Origin of the sequence: Neorhizobium sp. LMR1-1-1.1 (assembly GCF_040675795.1) — a bacterium.
GTDB classification, from domain to species: Bacteria; Pseudomonadota; Alphaproteobacteria; order Rhizobiales; family Rhizobiaceae; genus Neorhizobium; species Neorhizobium cellulosilyticum.
Genome location: NZ_JBEGHE010000025.1, coordinates 94,799 through 113,799, shown reverse-complemented (window position 1 = coordinate 113,799; position 19,001 = coordinate 94,799). Strand labels below are relative to the sequence as shown.

The following is a 19,001-nucleotide window of genomic DNA, read 5'->3' as shown; positions in this document are numbered from 1 at the left end:
CTCCCCTACCTGCTTTATTCGGCATGCCTAATGGAGGCTAGGCCAATTGGAGCTGGGGCGGTGATAGAAACACGAGCAAGGGATGGAGCGGACCCTGACAGTGTGGCAAGCAATGATCTGGAAGCGCGAATAGTCGTGCTGGAGATCGTTGCCATGACCGCATTGGCGTTGACGCTCGACACCTCCGAGAACGGCAATGCTGATCAGGCCCGCGGTATAGCAGCCCTGATCCAAGACACGGTGCGACAACGATCGCGCGAGGTCGGTCTAACCAAAGGTGCGCAGGAAACGGCAGATACCTATGCCGAGGAACTGCTTTCCACGGCACTGGCTTCGCTTTATCCGGAAACCGGGTCAGCCTGATCTGCGCATTGATCGCCAGATCAGAAAACATCAGCGGCACTTTCAGTGCGCCTCGTCCCAGTTGGAAGCGGCGCGCGCATCAACCTTGAGCGGCACTTTCATCGAAATCGCGGGCATTGCCGCCTGTTCCATGGTCGAGACGATGATCGGCATGGCCTTTTCGACGTCCGCATCCTCGACTTCGAAAATCAGTTCGTCGTGGACCTGAAGCAGCATGCGCACACGTTCGCCAAGCCCGGCTTCAGCCAGTACCGGCTCCATCTTCACCATGGCACGGCGAATGATATCTGCCGCAGATCCCTGGATCGGTGCGTTGATCGCCGCACGCTCGTTAAACGCGCGCATCGAGGGGTTGGACGACTTGATTTCCGGGTAATGGGCGCGGCGACCGAAGATCGTTTCCACATAGCCGTGCTCGCGGGCAAAGGCCTTGGTGCTGTCCATGTAGTCGCGAATGCCGGGGAAGCGCTCGAAATACTTCTTGATGTAATCGCTCGCTTCAGAGCGCTCGATCGACAGCTGGTTGGCAAGACCGAAGGCGGAGATGCCGTAAATGATGCCGAAATTGATCGCCTTGGCACGGCGGCGGATTTCGCTCGGCATGCCTTCCACCGGCACGCCGAACATCTCGGATGCGGTCATGGCGTGGATATCTATCCCGTCGGCAAAGGCCTGGCGCAGCTGCGGAATGTCGGCCACATGGGCGAGTACGCGCAGTTCGATCTGGCTGTAATCCGCAGACAGAAGCTTGTGGCCCGGCGACGCAATGAAAGCGGTGCGGATCTTGCGGCCTTCCGTCGTCCTTACCGGAATATTCTGCAGGTTCGGTTCGGACGATGACAGGCGCCCCGTCGTGGTGGAAGCCAGCGAATAGGAGGTGTGGACTCGCTTCGTCTCAGGGTGCACATAACCGGGAAGCGCATCCGTGTAGGTAGATTTCAGCTTGGTCAGCTGACGCCAATCAACGATCTTGCGTGGCAGCTCCGCGCCTTCGGCTGCGAGATCTTCCAGAACCTGCGCGGAAGTCGACCACTGGCCGGTTTTGGTCTTGGAACCGCCTGGAAGCCCCATTTTACCGAACAGGATATCACCGAGCTGTTTGGGCGAGCCGATGGTGAACTTTTCGCCGGCGAGTTCGTAGATCTCGTGCTCGAAGGCAGCTGCCTTCTGGGCCAATTCACCAGAGAGGCGCGACAGAATTTGGCGGTCGATGGATATGCCACGCTCTTCCATGCGCGCCAGAACTTCGACGAGGGGACGTTCCAGCCGCTCGTAGATGCGGGTGAGGCCCATTGCCGCCAGTTGCGGCTTCAGCACCATCCAGAGCCTCAGCGTCACATCGGCATCTTCGGCGGCGTAGGTCGTTGCACGCTCGATATCGACAAAATCGAAGGTGACACCGCTCTTCCCCGAACCGGCAACATCCTTGAACGCGATCGGCTTATGGTTCAGCCAGCGTTCGGACAATGTGTCCATGCCGTGCGTGGTCTTGCCGGCGTCCAGCACATAGGACATCAACATCGTATCGTCATAACCCTGCACGGTGATGCCGTGGCGCTTCATGACGAGGTAGTCGAATTTCAGGTTCTGGGCGACCTTCAGGACCGACGGGTCTTCGAGCAGAGGCTTCAGACGATCCAGCGCATCGCGGGTGGAAAGCTGGTTTTCGGCCATTCCGCCGCCAAGGAGATCGCCGACACCGGTCTTGTGGGTCAGTGGCACATAGGCGGCGCGGACATCGAGCCCCGATGGATTATCGGTATTGTCGGCAATGGCGAGCGAAAAACCGACCAGCTCCGTCTGCATCGGATCGAGCGAATTGGTCTCGGTATCGAAACCGACAAGACCGGTCTCGCGCGCGGCCTTGATCCAGTCGTCGAGAACGGCAGCGTCTCGGATCGTGACATATTTCGTCGTGTCGATTTTCGCAGTGGAAAAAGCGGCGATACGCGTATCCGCAAGCTCGCTCGGCGTTGCTCCATCGGCGCCCTTGGCAACAGCCGCCTTGGCGGGATTTGCAGGTGCCTGGGCTACGGCATCGCCGGTATTGATGGAAGTTCCGGCATCAAGATCCGGCCCTCTTGCCTCGGCGCCCCATTCCACCTCGATCGTGGCCGGCTCTATGGTATTGGCATCGCAATCGCAGGTCGTGGCCACGCGGCGGGTCAGCGTGCCGAATTCCATCGCCTTCAGGAATGCGACCAGCTTTGGCCCATCTTGTGGCTCGAGGAACAGCGCGTCGAGATCAAGATCCAGAGGCACATCGGTACGCAACTCCACCAACTGGCGGGACAGGCGGGCCATATCCGCATTGGCAATGATGTTTTCGCGACGTTTGACCTGCTTGATTTCGCCCGCGCGTGTCAGCAGCGTATCGAGATCGCCGAACTCTTCCAGAAGCTGGGCCGCCGTCTTCGGTCCGATACCGGGAATACCCGGAACGTTGTCGACCGAGTCACCCACCAGCGCCTGAAGATCGATCATCTTTTCCGGCGGCACACCCCATTTTTCGACGACTTCCGGAATGCCGATCTGCTTGTCCTTCATGCTGTCATACATGTGGACCATCGGCGTCACGAGCTGCATCAGGTCCTTGTCGGAAGACACGATGGTAACGTCTGCACCGGTGGCTTCTGCCTGACGGGCATAAGTCGCGATGATGTCGTCCGCCTCGAAACCTTCGGTCTCAATGCAGGGCAGGTTGAAGGCACGGGTCGCCTGGCGGATCAGGCCGAACTGCGGGACCAGTTCTTCCGGCGGGGCCGAGCGGTTCGCCTTGTAGGCGTCGTAGAGATCCTTGCGGAACGTTTTCGACGAATAATCGAAGATGACGGCGAAATGGGTGGGCGTCACGCCGACCGACGTATCACGCGCATCGGTCAGCAGTTTCCAGAGCATGTTACAGAAGCCTGAGACCGCGCCGACCGGCAGGCCATCGGTTTTTCGGGTCAGCGGTGGCAGCGCGTGAAACGCGCGAAAGATGAAGCCGGAACCGTCGACTAGGAAGAGGTGATCGCCTTTTTTCATGGGCATGGCATAGCGTGGCACAGGATCGGCGTCCACGAAAACTTCTTCGGAACCACACCGGCAAGCTTTGCTCTACCTTACCGAATTGTAATCCAGCTTTCCCTTGAAAAGCCGCAATCCGCCTATCATCTCAGGGTTACCGGCGATCGTAACGCCGCAGTCTGGCAGAAGGCCCGTCCCCCGCCTCACCAGACCGGACAAAGGCCTATCCCCCTCTCCGGGTCTTTGTCCTTCTATAAGAAACGCCACGGCTGCCCCCTCCCAGCCGTGGCGTTTTTGTTTGCGTTACCTCCGACATCGGCAGCCGAATTATCAGTGCCCATCTTGCCAACACCGCACCTGTGCCCCAATCTCCATAAAAGCATTGCCTGATATCGATTATCGTCTGCCAGCCAAGCTGGCTCCCCCGGGAAAGTAGTGGCGGAGGCCATGGGATTCGATCGCTCGCAGTCGGCTACCTATCTGGCCGGTCAGCTCGCCAGGGTTTTTTCACGATCGCTGCAGAAGCGCGCGTCAACACTCGGCTTTTCGCCCGGGCAGTTTCCGGTTCTGCTCGAACTTTGGCAGGAAGACGGGCTGACGCAGAAACAGCTTCTGGACAAGCTTGAAGTAGAGCAGGCAACGCTCGCCAATACGCTTGCAAGGATGGAGCGCGATGGGCTGATTGCGCGCACACCGCACCCGAGCGACAAACGCGCCCAGATCATCACTTTGACGGAACTCGGCAGATCGCTGGAAACGAGTGCTGTCGATGCCGCCGCCGAGGCGGACAGCGCGCTGTTTTCCGGCTTCCGCTCATTCGAGCGGGAGCTGATGATGGAATATATGCGGCTTATTATTGGCAACAGCCGAAAAGCCTGAGGCACCGCCCAAAACGAGCGATGCCTCCTCAAATCCATCAGGGTTGAACGACGACCATAGCCGTGAATGGCCAGACATAGGCTTGCAACGTCACCAGCACACCGACAAGGCAGGCAAGCACGATCGAGTGCCAGAAGACGAAGCGCAGAATACTGCCTTCGTGTCCGAACCAGCCGGTCGCAGTGGATGCGACGACGATTGACTGCGCGTCGATCATCTTGCCCATGACGCCGCCGGACGAGTTCGCAGCCCCCATCAGGATCGGCGAAAGCCCCAGCTGCTCCGACGTCACCTTCTGCAGGTTGCCGAACAGGATGTTCGACGCCGTATCGGACCCGGTCAGCGCCACGCCCAACCAGCCGAGCAGCGTGCCGAAGAACGGATAGAAGACGCCGGTCGCGGCAAAGGCAAGGCCGAGCGTGGAGTCGATGCCCGACAGTCTCGTCAGCGTACCGAGCGCCAGCATCGCGGCGATCGTAATCAGCGAATAGGCGCAGAGTTTTATTGTCCTGGCGTAGGTTTTCAGCATCGCCAACGGAGTGAAGCCCATGGCAAAGCCGGAAAGTACGGCTGCGATAAACATGCCGGTGCCCGTGTATGACAGCCAGGTGAAGGAGAAGGTCGCGGCTTCCGGCGTTGGCCCGGGCGCTACGGGCGGCATCTTGGCGATCATCTTGTCGAGGCCCGGGACGGGATAGTTCCACACCGCCCATGAATTGACCGCCGACTTGAAGAAACCGGTGCCCCAGATCAAAAGGATCACGCAGACGATTACCCAGGGTGTCAGTGCTGCACGGATCTCGGCCCGCGACGGGCGCACGATCGGTTTTGCTTCCTTCAATGTGCCGTCATCGGAAATATCGTGGCCGCGCAGCTTGGGTGAAGTCCAGACCTCCTTGGGCTGCCAGACCTGCAGGAAGCCAATGAGGCATGCCATGGAGATCAGTGAGGCGCCGATATCGACGATCCATGGATTTATGTAGTTGGAGATGGCGAACTGCGAAATGGCAAAGGACGCGCCGGTCACCAGGATAGCCGGCCAGATCTGCATCATGCCCTTGCGTCCGGCAAAAACCCAGATCAGCCAGAAGGGCACAAGCACCGAGAAGAATGGCAGCTGCCTGCCGACCATGGCACCAAGCAGGTAGGGATCGATGCCTGTGACCTGAGACAGGCCCTGGATCGGCGTGCCGAGCGCGCCATAGGCGACCGGCGCGGTATTGGCGATAAGAGACAGGCCGGAAGCGGCGAGCGGCGAAAAGCCGAGGCCGATCAGGATCGCGCCAGTAACCGCTACCGGCGTACCGAAGCCGGATGCGCCCTCGAAAAAAGCCCCAAAGGCAAAGGCGATGAGCAGTAATTGTATGCGGCGGTCGTCCGTCACGCTGCCGATCGTCTGTTGAAGCTTCTCGAACTGCCCTTTCTCCACCGTCAGCCGGTAGAGGAAGATGACATTGAGGACGATCCAGCCGATCGGGAAAAAGCCGGTGATCGCTCCCAGAATAGTGGCACGGATCGACATCGCTGCCGGCATGGTGAAGATGAAGATTGCGATCAGATTGGCAATGATGAGCGCGATGATGGCTGCGATATGTGCCTTCACCACATTGGTTGCGATAAGGCCGAGAAGAATGAGAACGGGAATTGCGGCGAGTATGGTGGACAGAACAGCGCTGCCCGTGGGGTCATAAACTTGATTCCACATTGAAGCCCCTCCCAAGGCCGGACGAAACGATGTCCGAATTTGAGCATATATCTCCACTTTGCCGACAGTCCAGAGTTGTACTCCTTCGACCAAAGTTGCATTGCCCGTGCATTCGGCGAACCGGCAGCGGCTTTTGCCATTGTGCCGCCCTGCCCTTGCTTGCTAACAGTTTAGGCAAGCTGGCCGCCCGCGTGTGCGACCGCTCCAAGACAAGGTGATTTTCCATGACCGATATTTCCGCCGTTCTCGATCGCGCCGACCAGAACCTTCAAGACAGCATCGACCGCCTCTTTTCGCTCGTCCGCATCCAGTCCATCTCCACGGACCCGGCCTACAAGGCCGAGTGCCGCAAGGCAGCCGAATGGTTGGTTACCGAACTGAAGGGTATCGGCTTTGACGCCTCCGTGCGCGACACGGCCGGGCACCCGATGGTTGTCGCCCATCACGAGGGCGCGACAGCCGATGCCCCACATGTGCTTTTCTACGGCCATTACGACGTACAACCGGTCGATCCGATCGAGCTCTGGGAGGACAGTCCGTTTGAGCCGAAGATCAAGGAAATCTCACCCGGCCGTAAAGTGTTGACCGGCCGCGGCACCGCTGATGACAAGGGCCAGTTGATGACCTTCGTCGAGGCCTGCCGCGCCTACAAGGAGATCAACGGTTCGCTGCCGATCCGCGTCACTATCCTGTTTGAAGGCGAAGAAGAGTCCGGTTCGCCGTCGCTGAAGCCCTTCCTCGACGCCAATGCCGCAGAACTCAAGGCCGAGTTTGCGCTGGTTTGCGATACCGGCATGTGGGACGGCGATACGCCGGCAATCGCAGCTGCATTGCGTGGCCTAGTCGGCGAAGAGATCGTCATCAAGGCTGCCGATCGCGACCTGCATTCCGGCCTGTTCGGCGGAGCTGCCGCCAACCCGATCCACATCCTCACCGACATTCTCGCCGGCCTGCATGACGAGACCGGTCGCGTGACGCTGGAAGGCTTTTACGAGGGCGTGGAAGAGACGCCGACCAATATCAAGGAAGGCTGGGAAACGCTCGGTCGTAGCTCCGAGAGCTTTCTTGGCGGCGTCGGTCTTTCGATCCCGTCCGGCGAAAAAGGCCGCTCCGTGCTGGAACTGACCTGGGCACGCCCAACGGCCGAAGTGAACGGCATTACCGGCGGCTATACCGGCGAAGGTTTCAAGACTGTGATCGCGGCCCAAGCCTCGGCCAAGGTTTCCTTCCGCCTCGTCGGAGATCAGAACCCGGCAAAGATTCGCGAAGCCTTCCGCGCCTATGTGCGCTCGAAAATCCCAGGCGATTGCTCGGTGGAATTCCATGAACATGGCGCATCACCTGCCATCCAGCTTTCCTATGATTCGCCGGAGTTGACCAAGGCAAAAGCTGCCCTTTCGGAAGAGTGGAAGAACCCGGCCGTCATCATTGGTATGGGCGGCTCGATCCCAATCGTCGGCGATTTCCAGAAGCAGCTCGGCATGGATTCGCTGCTGGTCGGCTTCGGTCTCGTGGATGACCGTATCCATTCGCCGAACGAGAAATATGATCTCAAGTCCTACCACAAGGGCATCCGCTCCTGGGCACGGATCATGACGGCGTTGGCTCAGAAGTAATTTTTCTCGACGTCATCCTCGGGCTTGTCCCGAGGGTCCATTCACGTTGAGGTTGGGTTGAACGACAATAGATGCTCGGGACGAGCCCGAGCATGACGACCGGAACGAAGCCCTGCAACTTTACCACAAACGCAAAACGCCGGCTCTTCAGCCGGCGTTTTCAATTTCTGGATCGTCTTCGATCAGTTGTCGAAGAATTCTTTCATCCGGGCGAAGAAGCCGGTCGATTCCGGATTGTTCTCCTTGGACGAGATTTCCTCGAATTCCTGCAGCAGTTCGCGCTGACGCTTGGTCAGCTTCTGCGGCGTCTCGATGCCGATCTGAATGTAAAGGTCGCCCGTCTGCGAAGAGCGCAGAACCGGCATGCCCTTGCCCTTCAAACGAAACTGCTTGCCGGCCTGGGTGCCTTCCGGCACCGACACACGCGACTTCGAGCCGTCCAGCGTGCCGACATCGAACGTGCCACCAAGCGCTGCCGTGGTCATCGAGATCGGAACGGCGCAATAAAGGTCGGCGCCATCGCGCTGGAAGAATTCATGCGGCGTAACCGACAGGAAGATATAGAGATCGCCCGCCGGGCCGCCACGGGCACCGGCTTCGCCCTCGCCCTGAAGGCGGATACGGGTACCGTCCTCGATGCCGGCCGGGATGTTGACTGAGAGCGAACGCTCTTCGGTCACACGGCCCTGGCCGTGGCACTTGGTGCAGGGATCGGTGATCGTCTGGCCGCGGCCATGACAGGTCGGGCAGGTGCGCTCAACAGAGAAGAAGCCCTGGGAAGCGCGAACGCGACCCGAACCCTGACAGGTGCCGCAGGTCTTGGGCTGCGTGCCGGGCTTGGCGCCAGAACCGGTGCAGACGTCGCAGGTGATCGAGGTCGGAACCCGGATCTGCGCCGTCTTACCGGAAAATGCTTCTTCCAGCGAAATTTCCATGTTGTAGCGAAGATCGGCGCCGCGTTCGCGGCCACCGGAAGAACGGCGCGCACGACCGCCGCCCATCATCTCGCCAAAGATGTCTTCGAAGATATCAGAGAAGCCACCGGCACCACCGCCGAAACCGCCGCCACCGCCCATGCCGCCCTGTTCGAAGGCTGCATGACCGTAACGATCATAGGCTGCGCGCTTCTGCGGGTCCTTTAGGGTTTCGTAGGCCTCATTCAGTTCCTTGAACTTCTTTTCGGCCTCCGCGTCACCGGGATTCTTGTCCGGGTGGTATTTCATGGCCATCTTGCGGAAGGCGCTCTTCAGCTCCTTCTCGTCCGCCGATTTGGCGACGCCCAGGATTTCGTAAAAGTCTGCTTTGGCCATTCAGGTATCCGGCTCCGGAAACGTAGTCCGGCTGCACAAGGCAGCCGGAACTTTTAGTCGACTATATTGAGGCTTCCGTCAACGGAGCCTTAGGCCGACTTCTTGTCGTCCTTGATTTCCTCGTAGTCGGCATCAACGACACCGTCGTCCTTGCCGCCTTCAGCTCCACCTTCAGCCTGCTGGGCCTCGTAGATGGCCTGGCCGAGCTTCATGGAAGCTTCCATGAGGGTCTGAGTCTTTGCCTGGATGTCATCGGCATCCGGCTCGGAAGCTTCGACCGAGGTCTTCAGCGCAGCAATCGCATCTTCGATCGCCTTGCGGTCGGCTTCGGTGACCTTGTCGCCATACTCCTGGAGCGACTTCTCGCTGGAGTGAATCAGGCTCTCGGCCTGGTTCCTGGCTTCAACGCCTGCACGACGCTTCTTGTCGGCTTCGGCATTGGCTTCAGCGTCCTTGACCATCTTCTCGATGTCGGCGTCAGAAAGACCACCGGAAGCCTGGATCCGGATCTGCTGTTCCTTGCCGGTACCCTTGTCCTTGGCCGAAACCTGGACGATGCCGTTGGCGTCGATGTCGAAGGTGACTTCGATCTGCGGCATGCCGCGCGGTGCCGGCGGCAGGCCGACGAGGTCGAACTGGCCGAGCAGCTTGTTGTCTGCCGCCATTTCGCGCTCACCCTGGGAAACGCGGATCGTCACGGCCTGCTGGTTGTCGTCAGCGGTCGAGAAGGTTTGGCTCTTCTTGGTCGGGATCGTGGTGTTACGGTCGATCAGACGGGTGAAGACGCCACCGAGCGTTTCGATGCCGAGCGACAGCGGAGTCACGTCGAGAAGCAGAACGTCCTTGACGTCGCCCTGGAGAACGCCGCCCTGGATGGCAGCACCGAGGGCTACGACTTCATCCGGGTTGACGCCCTTGTGCGGCTCCTTGCCGAACAGCTGCTTGACGATTTCCTGCACCTTCGGCATGCGGCTCATGCCGCCGACGAGAACGACTTCGTCGATCTCGGCTGCAGTAACGCCGGCATCCTTCAGCGCTGCCTTGCACGGTGCGACAGTGCGCTGAACCAGATCATCGACCAGGCTTTCGAACTTGGCGCGGGTCAGCTTCAGCGTCAGGTGCTTCGGACCGGACGCGTCCGCCGTGATGAACGGCAGGTTGATTTCGGTCTGCTGCGAGGACGACAGTTCGATCTTGGCCTTTTCGGCAGCTTCCTTGAGGCGCTGCAGCGCAAGCTTGTCGTTCTTCAGGTCAATGCCCTGATCCTTCTTGAACTCGGCTGCAAGATATTCGACCAGACGCATGTCGAAGTCTTCACCGCCGAGGAAGGTGTCGCCGTTGGTCGACTTCACTTCGAAGACGCCGTCGCCGATTTCCAGAACCGAGATATCGAAGGTACCGCCGCCCAAGTCGTAAACGGCGATCGTCTTGCCGTCCTTCTTGTCCATGCCGTAGGCAAGGGCCGCAGCAGTCGGCTCGTTGATGATGCGGAGGACTTCAAGACCCGCGATGCGGCCGGCATCCTTGGTTGCCTGGCGCTGCGCGTCGTTGAAGTATGCCGGAACGGTGATGACGGCCTTTTCGACCTTTTCACCGAGGTAGGATTCAGCGGTTTCCTTCATCTTCTGAAGGATCATCGCGGAAACCTGAGCAGGGGAATAGTTCTTGTCGTGTGCCTTGACCCATGCGTCGCCGTTATCGCCCTTGACGATATCGAACGGAACAAGGCCCTTGTCCTTCTCGACCGTCGGGTCTTCGAAGCGGCGGCCGATCAGGCGCTTGACTGCAAACAGGGTGTTGGTCGGGTTGGTCACCGCCTGGCGCTTGGCCGGCTGGCCGACGAGACGTTCGCCGTCTTCGGTGAATGCGACCATGGAGGGCGTGGTGCGCGCGCCTTCGGCGTTCTCGATGACCTTCGCATCCTTGCCATCCATGATGGCAACGCAGGAGTTGGTGGTACCGAGGTCGATGCCAATTACTTTAGCCATATCTTCTCTCTCCTTTAAGCGAACCGTCGGGACCCCGAAAGGCATTCCACTGACAGTTCCTCGACTGGGATGGTCTTTTGAATTCCTTGGCAGCCAGTGCTGCCGTCATGCGGCGTATATAAGGACGGGTTTTTCCGACTGCAAGGCAGGAAATCGCCAGCCTTCCGGCAAAAAGCGCGATTCATCTGCTGACGCATGCAAGCATACCGCCGGAGACATTACTGGCCCATGATTACGTCAAGCAATGTGGTCCTGCGAGCTTGCTGCGGCTGGTAGACATGGCCGCCGTCAGCGCCGACATCTCCGGGAGGCACAGGGCCGCCGCCAACGCTTCCGGGCGGTAAGGGAGCCTGCGAATCATACGGGCCTTTATACTGGCGATAATCGCGGTAGCCGCCGGCCTGTTCGGCGTCGGTATTGCCGCGATATTGGCGCTGCTGCCGATTGTCGTAAACCGTGCCACCATTGCCGTTGTTGCAAATGGCGTTATCGCCATAAGCACAGGGAATAGCGCCCGGAGGCTGCGGTGAAGCCGACCGATCGAAGTTTCGGGCCGGTGGCAAGGCAGTCTCTGCCTGCGGCTGCATCGGCGGCAGCGGGCGTGAGCGAACGATATCCGAGCCGGCAGGTGCCGGTGGGGCCGGCGGAAAACTGTCAGAGCCCGAATATTCCGGCTGCTCCTGAGAGGCTCCGGGCAGGATACCGGAAATGATGTCGCCGATCGAGGTCGAAGGCGACTGCGGCTGATCGGTTGCGGGCGGCAGCTGAGCGCCGTTGCCGAAACCAAACAAGGGCGTCGGCGTGTATCCCTTCATCGCCACAGTCATATATTCCTTCCAGGCCTTGGCAGGCAACGTGCCGCCGGTAACCCTCTTCATGTAGCTGCCGTCGTCATTGCCAAACCACACACCGGTCGTCAGAATGCTGGTAAAGCCGACAAAAAGCGCATCTCGGGAATTCTGCGTCGTACCGGATTTTCCGGCCGCCTGCCAGCCGTCAAGCCGTGCCGCCCTGCCGGTACCCTCGCGAATGACACCGGACATCATGCCGTTCATCGTGGCGGCGATGGGCTCGCTCAAGACACGCGGCGGATTGCTGTAATCGGCCTCGTACAGAACCTTGCCATCCGGATCGGTGATGCGTTTGACGATGTGCGGCGTCGCCTTGTAGCCGCCGTTCATGAAAGCTGCGTAAGATGACGTCAGCTCCACCAGCGAGACTTCCGAAGTACCAAGTGCAATCGAGGCATTTGGCTGGATATCGGAATCAACGCCGAGTCGATGCGCCATCGAGACCACTTTTTCCGGTCCCACGGCCATGACCAGCTGTGCCGCAACCGTGTTCAGCGAATGTGTCAGGGCATAAGAGAGCGGAACCGGACCTTTATATTCCTTCTCATAGTTTTCCGGCGTCCAGTTACCGATCTTCACCGGCGCGTCGTTGACGATCGTGTCGGGACCGTAACCGGCTTCGAGTGCGGAGGCATAAACAAACGGCTTGAATGCCGATCCCGGCTGACGCTTGGCCTTGAAGGCACGATTGAACTGGCTCTGGACATAATCACGCCCGCCGACAACGGCGCGGATCGCTCCCGTCGCGTCAACCGAAACCAGCGCAGCCTGGGAGGCGTTCAGCTTGCTTCCTTCCTTTTTCAGGATGTCGTTCAGCGATTTGTCGGCCGCTTCTTCAAGCTTGAGGTCGATCGTCGTTTCAACGGTGACATCAACCTTCGGCTCGCCGATCAGGCTTTTAACCTCGTCCACGACCATATCGGCGGCATAATGCTGCGGACCGGACCAGTAGCTCTTTGCATTGGAAGGCGGCTGCGCCATCGCCTTGTTGAAATCGCTGTCGGTTATGTAGCCTTCTTCGCGCATCGTACCGAGGACGACCTGAGCACGCTCTTCGGCCGCTTTCGGATCGCGGGCAGGAGAGAGCCGTGAAGGCGCCTTCAGAAGGCCGGCGAGCGTCGCCGCCTCACCGAGGTTCACATCGCGGGCAGACTTGTTGAAATAACGCCTCGATGCCGCCTCGACGCCATAGGCACCAGAACCGAAGAAAACCCGGTTAAGGTACATGGCGAGGATCTGGTCCTTGGTGAACTTGTGCTCCAGCCAGAAAGACAGAAGCACTTCCTGGATTTTTCGCTCGAAAGTGCGATCCGGGGAGAGAAACAGGTTCTTTGCCAGCTGCTGGGTAATCGTCGAGCCACCCTGGATCGGTTGACCGGTCAGGTTATTGACGAAGGCACGCGCAAGACCCAACGGGTCAATGCCGAAATGTGAATAGAAACGCCGATCCTCGATCGAAATCACCGCCTGAGGCAGGTAGGGCGACATCTCTTCCAGCGCCAAGGCCTCGCCGCCGGTTGCGCCGCGATTGGCAATGACGGAACCGTCGATCGCAGTGATCTTCATGTTCGGCGGACGATCGGGAATCGACCAGCTGCTGGCCGCAGGCATTTGCGCGCCGTAATAAAGCACAAGGCCACCTATGCCGATTGCACCCCAGATACTGAGAACGACACACCAGTAGATCAGCCTGCGCAACGGAGCGAATAATCCGCCACCGGCAGAACCGCTGCCGCAGCGAGATCCAGATTTTGCGGCTCCCCGTTTTTGGCGACGGGCGGTGTCGACCTTCGCATCAGACTTGGGCGCACGTTTAGACGCCTTGCGATGACCGACAATGCGATCGTCAGCCTCAAGGCGAAATTCGTCCTGATCTTCGTCGTGCGATGCTTCGAAGGAAGGTTCGACGCGCTTGTCTGATTTGCCTCTGGCTACCATGCGAGCCGGCGGTCTCCCGTCTTATGCCTGCGAAAAACAGCAGGCCTTTTGCCATCAGGTTTCCGCTGGACTCTAAATGCGGCGATTTAAGGAGGGGTAAAAGGCAAACAGAACCTGAAGAAGATAGCTAGATGTTCAGCCAACTGTTTCGAGACGTGGCTTTCTACCTTGAAAACCACGGCTTTCCAGAGAATTCCGGATTTGGTAATATCAGGGGCTACTGAAGTTATGCGTCAGGCAGATAAAGGGAAGAATTCCGGACTGCCGCGTTCAGCGCTCGGGGAGGGAGCCATGAACAAAATCTTCGAGGCCGTCGTTCGGAACGGCGACCAGCGAGTGCCAGTAGCACTCGTCAATCTCAAGCAGGCCCTGGAAATGTCCGAGAAACTTGTCTTCGAGTTCAGCCATCCTGAACACGAAGCGGGCAAGACGGATATCTTTGTCGGCCGAGAGGTCTTGCAGAAGCTGATGTGACTGTGTCCTATCGACGTTGTGTGTCCGATTACACAAGGCTTACGCGTATTCGTGATTTGGGCAGCTGGAGATTACTTGTTATCCTCCTCAGTGCAACAAGCGAAAGGAGAATGGACATGAAGACATTTCTCGTCGTCGCTGCCGTCATGGGCCTCACGTCATCCGCAGCACTTGCGGATTGTGCCGGTCATAAAGTGACGGCTTCCAATGCGGTGGACAAGGAAATCACCACCGCAAGCATTGCTTCCACTCCAGTGCAGCAGGAGATGAAGCAGGCGGGGCAACCAAGCGACCCTGCCGCTGATAGCCAGAAAGCCACTCAATAACCGATGCCCTGCGCCGGGCATTTGTCCGGCGCAGCAAGCCGCAATAGAGCTGGAACCTAGTCAGCCGATCTCCGTTGGGTTCTATGAAATCCAGAAAAGGAGGTTGTAATGCCGCACAGAGATCCGATCCCCAATCCGACGGCAGATACGCCACGGGGGCCAACACCTACCGGGGGAGTGCCGGACAGGATCCAGGAAAAGCCACCCCTGACACCTGCGCAGGACAAGGGCGACAACAAGAATCCGCAGGACCCTGTTCTCGATCCGGCTCTGTTGCCGACAGGCGATCCGGCTGGCATGGCCTAAATTGGCTTCAGGCCTTTCGGGCGGAAGCACTGTAATGCGCCGCCCGAACCCGATTACATATCGCGATAGAGAACAGGCAGCGTTTTTTAACCCCCAAATCGTACCCGCGCTAACTTGTTGTTGCCATTTTATCAACCGGATATCAGATTGCCGCCCGGGTAAGGACATTTCGCTGACACAGGCTTGCAATTCGCAGGGCTGTGCTCGTGCTTTTTGACCTGCCCAGGCAAAGTCGGGAACTGACTTGTCTGCCATTGGGTCCCAACCGCGACGCGAGGGTTTGATGCCGACTCAGTTGATCCGAAATCCGGTTAATCCGGAACAGCTCACCCTTGTACAGCAAGTCTTTGATGAAACATGCGCTGAGCATGGCATCGACAAGGCGAGCGCTGATGGTGAAGCACTCGCACTGATTCTGGTGAACTCGCTTCAGAAAGGTTCCGCTGAAAAAGAGCAGTTGGAAGCTCTGGCCGGCGCGTTGATACAAACGCGCTGATTGCAGTCTGTCCCAATTCTTGCGCGGTATTTTGACGGACCACGGAACCTAATCGTCGCGTCGAAAGTTGAACGGTCTCCAGGATCAAGATGATGGAGGCCGGAATGGCAGAGTCAGTCAAAAGCTTTACCCGCGAAAACGCTATCGCTTCATTCGATCATCAGCCGAGCGACAGCGCAATCGCCGAAGAGATTCAGGGCCTGCGTTCCGAGATATCCAGGTTGCGTGCACTTATGTCGGAAAAGACTGGCGAGGTTTACGAGCGCGTTGCAGATCGTGCCAGCAGTGCGGCAAGTTATGTCTCTTCGGAAGCCAATTCGGTAGCAGGTACGATCAAAGAACACCCAGCAGCGACGACAACCCTATTCACCCTTATCGGTGCGGTAGGATTTGCAATCGGTTATGCCGTCGCTTCGGCCTCTGCGGAAAGCAAGCAGGCATGGTACCAGCGCTATCTGGGCGACCGCTTCTGATTGCCTTCACAGCGATGATATTTCACTAGCCGCAACTACATCTTGGGCGACGTCGATCCAGACGGCGCCCGTCAACTCGACCATTTGGACGGGATCGATCCGAACTGCCGAATTGGTAGCACCGGCAGCTGGCACGACTTCGTCGAAGCGCTTGAGAGAGATGTCGCAATACACCGATAGCGGCGAAGCCAATCCGAAGGGGCACACGCCGCCGACCGGGTGGCCGGTAATTTCAACAACCTCTTCCCCACCGAGCATGCGTGGCTTGGTACCGAAGCGGGAACGGAACTTCTTGTTGTCCAAGCGAGCAGTGCCAGCCATTACTACGATCATGATTTCCTCGCCAGCGCGCAAACATATGCTTTTGGCAATCTGATCCGGCTCTACCCTATGTGCGGCAGCAGCCAGAGGAACCGTCGCGGAACTGGCTTCGGTAACGATTACTTTGATGTTTGGCGCGCGCTCGGCGAGAAAGGCTTGGACCGACAGGAGACTCATGTCGCAAACATTGCGCATGAATTGTTATTAGGCAAGCCGTATGCAGCCATGCGCGACGCGCAATACTGCGGTGCGTAATCATGGCTGTTTTTTAGGCTCGCCTCCTGTATAGTCAAATCATCGACGGACGCACTCCTCCTCCCAGTGTCCTCGATGGGACCAGCAACACCTCCTCCTCCCGGTTGTTGGTCAGTTTCAGAAACCCGGCGCACCTCCTCCCGCGCCGGGTTTTCTGTATTTATGCCTTTTTCACAGCGATCGAGAGTACGCTCCAGCGCCTTCAATGCTGATTTCTCACCATTAAGCTATTGATATTACGTATAACTTCGCAATTACCCTTAAAGATTGCAGTTCCAGTTTGATACGCACCCGCAGCATCGCATCAATCTTGACGAACATTGGGGCAAGCCCTAAGTGCGTATGATCGAAATTTGTCTGATGGCCAGCACCGGGCTACTGCCACGCTTGCGACGTTCTACTCTGCAAAGTTCGAAGTTCAATCTGTTCTTTCCGGTTTTCCGGGAGGGGCTGTCGGTCATTGCAAAGAAAGGCATCGATATGGCGACGGGTACAGTTAAGTGGTTCAATGCGACCAAGGGTTACGGCTTCATTTCTCCTGATGATGGCGGTGCGGACGTTTTCGTTCACATTTCCGCTGTTGAGCGTGCAGGCCTCGGCCAGCTTCAGGACGGCCAGAAGCTCTCTTTCGAGCTGGTAACGGACCGCCGTTCCGGCAAGGTTGCTGCTGACCAGCTGCAGGCTGCCTAATCAAGCTTTGCTCGCGGCGACCCGGTCGCCGCGAGCTTCCAGATCACCGTCACTTATCGGTCCCGGCGACGTCTTGAAACGACCTGAGCGCCATCCCATTTAAAATCTAACGGCATTTCAGACAAATACTGAGGCGAATACGGGCAACCGTGCCATTTCGAAACGGGCAATGGATTCACTTAACGATCGATTAACCTGTTTCAGAGATGATGAGTGCCACAGAGCTGCGCGGTCATAACGATCAGAAACGCAGCCGAGACGGAATGCTTGACCCGTTTGACGTGACCACGGATGTACTGGCACAATGAACGGGATTGGAAAGGTCGGGCTTGCCCCGGCCTTTTTGTTTTTCTACCCCCTGTAGCCCAGCAAATATTCCCGACCATCCTCTCCACTTATGATTCGCCGCCCTAAATCCCTCCTTCGGCTTGCCATGCAATGAAGGATAAAAACGAGAATGGCTGAAGGCAAACATCACTGGTTGCGCAAGGACGACGCCGAATCGACCAAGGCCAGCTTTCCCGAACTGTTTTTCGACCTTGTTTTTGTCTTCGCGCTGATCCAGCTGTCACAGACGCTGGCATCGGATTTCTCCTTTGGGATTGCATTTGATGCCCTGATCTTCATTTTCGCACTCTGGTGGGTGTGGATCCACACGACATGGGTGACCAACCTGCTCGATGCCGAAGTCGTGCCGGTGAGATTGCTTCTGTTTTGGCTGATGTTTCTCGGTATCGTACTGGCGATTGCCCTTCCCAAAGCCTTTGGTGAGGCGGGGCTGGTCTTCGCACTGGCCTATGCGGCGATGCAGCTCAGCCGTTCGTTGTTCGCGCTCTATGCCTTCAAAGGGACCGACGCCAGCTCGTTCATGACATTCGCGCGCATCACGATGTGGCTGCTCGTCTCCAGCGCTTTCTGGGTCGCTGGCGGTCTCGTCAGTCCGGAAAGCCGTGCCGCGTTCTGGATCGCAGCACTGGCAATCGAATATTCGGCACCCCTCGTTCGCTACTGGACGCCGGGGATCGGCGCCTCGCCTGCCGAAACACTTGATGTAAACGGCGAACACCTCGCCGAACGATGCGCCCTTTTTGTCATTATCGCGCTCGGCGAAACGATCATCACCACCGGCAAGACCGCCTCTGACCACGCCGATGAGGGCAGCATCATCTTTTTGGTTCTCGTCCTGGCATTCCTGACAACCGTTTTGATGTGGTGGATTTATTTCCACGACGGACAGGAACGCGCCGCCGACACGGCGGAAGATGCGACCGAGCCGCAAAACACAGCCGACCATCTTTTCACCTATGGGCACCTACCGATCGTAGCAGGCATTATCCTGACCGCGGTGGGAGAGGATTTCACGCTCACGCATCCTCACAACCAGAGTGATCAGGCCAACGCGTTGGCAATTCTCGGCGGCCCGCTGCTGTTTCTTGCCGGCACTCTATGGATGAAGACGGTATCGTCCCGCAGCGTGCCGTGGTCACATTGCACCGGGATCACAGCCATTCTCGCGGGTTTCATTTTTGTTCCCTACGCAGAAAATTTCCTGCTGCAGCTTATGGCGGCCGCCATTCTTCTTGCTGTAGCCCTCTGGGAATATATAGCGCTTAGGCGATTTCGCCGTGCGTCTGCTTAAAGTTTTCCGCCTTTCGTCGAAATACGAAACCAATCCGTCTATTAGTTTGCAAGCAGTTGGGGGACGCAGGACCGGTCCCGCGTTTGCCGGAGTTGCTCTGATCAGTAATGCGGAGGCCTCGTCACTGGCGCCGCCTCGCGGGTCGATTCCTCCAGTGTTAGAAACCGTTCGGTCAACCGATCGAGTTTGGCACGGGTCTGCTCAACCACTTTCCATTGCTCGGCAAGTTGGTCGGACAGTTCATCGATCACCTTGGCCTGATGGGCAGCGAGTTCTTCCAGCTGCACCAGTCTCGTCTCGTTGCTCACGGCGGCAATCCTCTCATCTTCCAACCTGTCTAGTCGGGGATGTAGAGGATGCCT

The 19,001-nt window shown here is 58.2% G+C and carries 17 protein-coding genes; 10 read left to right on the top strand and 7 right to left on the bottom strand.

What is annotated here, in order from left to right:
• Positions 1-102: 102 nt before the first annotated feature.
• Positions 103-363 (top strand): hypothetical protein, encoded by a 261-nt coding sequence (locus MRBLMR1_RS13695; protein ID WP_148146178.1) that lies wholly within the window; start codon positions 103-105, stop codon positions 361-363.
• 42 nt (positions 364-405) lie between these two features.
• Here the strand turns inward: MRBLMR1_RS13695 and polA are convergent, their stop codons facing one another.
• Entirely contained in the window at positions 406-3,390 is a 2,985-nt protein-coding gene (polA, locus tag MRBLMR1_RS13690; protein WP_183685052.1) for a DNA polymerase I, read from the bottom strand.
• 429 nt (positions 3,391-3,819) lie between these two features.
• Here polA and MRBLMR1_RS13685 point away from each other — a divergent pair, with 429 nt between their 5' ends.
• The gene (locus tag MRBLMR1_RS13685) at positions 3,820-4,251 is read left to right on the top strand and encodes a MarR family transcriptional regulator (protein ID WP_148146179.1); all 432 of its coding nucleotides are present in this window, start codon (positions 3,820-3,822) and stop codon (positions 4,249-4,251) included.
• A gap of 37 nt (positions 4,252-4,288) precedes the next feature.
• On the opposite strand, the gene MRBLMR1_RS13680 is transcribed toward MRBLMR1_RS13685, so the two are convergent.
• Positions 4,289-5,956 (bottom strand): L-lactate permease, encoded by a 1,668-nt coding sequence (locus MRBLMR1_RS13680; protein ID WP_148146180.1) that lies wholly within the window; start codon positions 5,954-5,956, stop codon positions 4,289-4,291.
• Positions 5,957-6,180: 224 nt separating this feature from the next.
• Between MRBLMR1_RS13680 and MRBLMR1_RS13675 the strand changes: the two genes are divergently transcribed.
• Complete coding sequence (locus MRBLMR1_RS13675) at positions 6,181-7,572, top strand: M20/M25/M40 family metallo-hydrolase (RefSeq protein ID WP_148146181.1); 1,392 nt, start codon at positions 6,181-6,183, stop codon at positions 7,570-7,572.
• A 182-nt stretch (positions 7,573-7,754) separates the two neighbouring features.
• Here MRBLMR1_RS13675 and dnaJ read toward each other — a convergent pair whose 3' ends face one another.
• The 3 genes from dnaJ to MRBLMR1_RS13660 form a co-directional block, all read right to left on the bottom strand.
• A complete protein-coding gene (gene dnaJ / locus MRBLMR1_RS13670; protein WP_148146182.1) occupies positions 7,755-8,882 on the bottom strand; it encodes a molecular chaperone DnaJ in 1,128 nt (375 codons plus the stop codon).
• Between the two features lie 89 nt (positions 8,883-8,971).
• Positions 8,972-10,870 carry a molecular chaperone DnaK gene (gene dnaK, locus MRBLMR1_RS13665; protein ID WP_148146183.1) on the bottom strand — a complete coding sequence of 633 codons (1,899 nt, stop codon included), beginning with the start codon at positions 10,868-10,870 and terminating at the stop codon, positions 8,972-8,974.
• Between the two features lie 218 nt (positions 10,871-11,088).
• Positions 11,089-13,659 carry a transglycosylase domain-containing protein gene (locus MRBLMR1_RS13660; RefSeq protein WP_148146184.1) on the bottom strand — a complete coding sequence of 857 codons (2,571 nt, stop codon included), beginning with the start codon at positions 13,657-13,659 and terminating at the stop codon, positions 11,089-11,091.
• A 291-nt stretch (positions 13,660-13,950) separates the two neighbouring features.
• On the opposite strand from MRBLMR1_RS13660, the gene MRBLMR1_RS13655 reads away from it, so the two are divergent.
• The 5 genes from MRBLMR1_RS13655 (at position 13,951) to MRBLMR1_RS13635 (ending at position 15,734) form a co-directional block, all read left to right on the top strand.
• Positions 13,951-14,133, top strand: coding sequence for a hypothetical protein (locus tag MRBLMR1_RS13655; RefSeq protein ID WP_148146185.1), 183 nt, complete (start codon positions 13,951-13,953; stop codon positions 14,131-14,133).
• Between the two features lie 116 nt (positions 14,134-14,249).
• A complete protein-coding gene (locus MRBLMR1_RS13650; RefSeq protein WP_148146186.1) occupies positions 14,250-14,459 on the top strand; it encodes a hypothetical protein in 210 nt (69 codons plus the stop codon).
• 108 nt (positions 14,460-14,567) lie between these two features.
• Positions 14,568-14,765, top strand: coding sequence for a hypothetical protein (locus MRBLMR1_RS13645; protein WP_148146187.1), 198 nt, complete (start codon positions 14,568-14,570; stop codon positions 14,763-14,765).
• Between the two features lie 283 nt (positions 14,766-15,048).
• A complete protein-coding gene (locus MRBLMR1_RS13640; RefSeq protein WP_148146188.1) occupies positions 15,049-15,261 on the top strand; it encodes a hypothetical protein in 213 nt (70 codons plus the stop codon).
• A 104-nt stretch (positions 15,262-15,365) separates the two neighbouring features.
• Positions 15,366-15,734, top strand: a complete 369-nt coding sequence (locus MRBLMR1_RS13635) for a hypothetical protein (protein WP_148146189.1) — start codon at positions 15,366-15,368, stop codon at positions 15,732-15,734.
• A 6-nt stretch (positions 15,735-15,740) separates the two neighbouring features.
• Here MRBLMR1_RS13635 and MRBLMR1_RS13630 read toward each other — a convergent pair whose 3' ends face one another.
• Positions 15,741-16,232: a YbaK/EbsC family protein gene (locus MRBLMR1_RS13630; protein WP_148146299.1), complete on the bottom strand. Its 492-nt coding sequence runs from the start codon at positions 16,230-16,232 to the stop codon at positions 15,741-15,743.
• Positions 16,233-16,790: 558 nt separating this feature from the next.
• Here MRBLMR1_RS13630 and MRBLMR1_RS13625 point away from each other — a divergent pair.
• A complete protein-coding gene (locus MRBLMR1_RS13625; RefSeq protein WP_112459391.1) occupies positions 16,791-17,000 on the top strand; it encodes a cold-shock protein in 210 nt (69 codons plus the stop codon).
• A gap of 457 nt (positions 17,001-17,457) precedes the next feature.
• A complete protein-coding gene (locus MRBLMR1_RS13620; protein WP_148146190.1) occupies positions 17,458-18,639 on the top strand; it encodes a low temperature requirement protein A in 1,182 nt (393 codons plus the stop codon).
• A gap of 101 nt (positions 18,640-18,740) precedes the next feature.
• Here MRBLMR1_RS13620 and MRBLMR1_RS13615 read toward each other — a convergent pair whose 3' ends face one another.
• Positions 18,741-18,947 carry a SlyX family protein gene (locus tag MRBLMR1_RS13615; protein ID WP_183684911.1) on the bottom strand — a complete coding sequence of 69 codons (207 nt, stop codon included), beginning with the start codon at positions 18,945-18,947 and terminating at the stop codon, positions 18,741-18,743.
• Between the last annotated feature and the right edge of the window lie 54 nt (positions 18,948-19,001).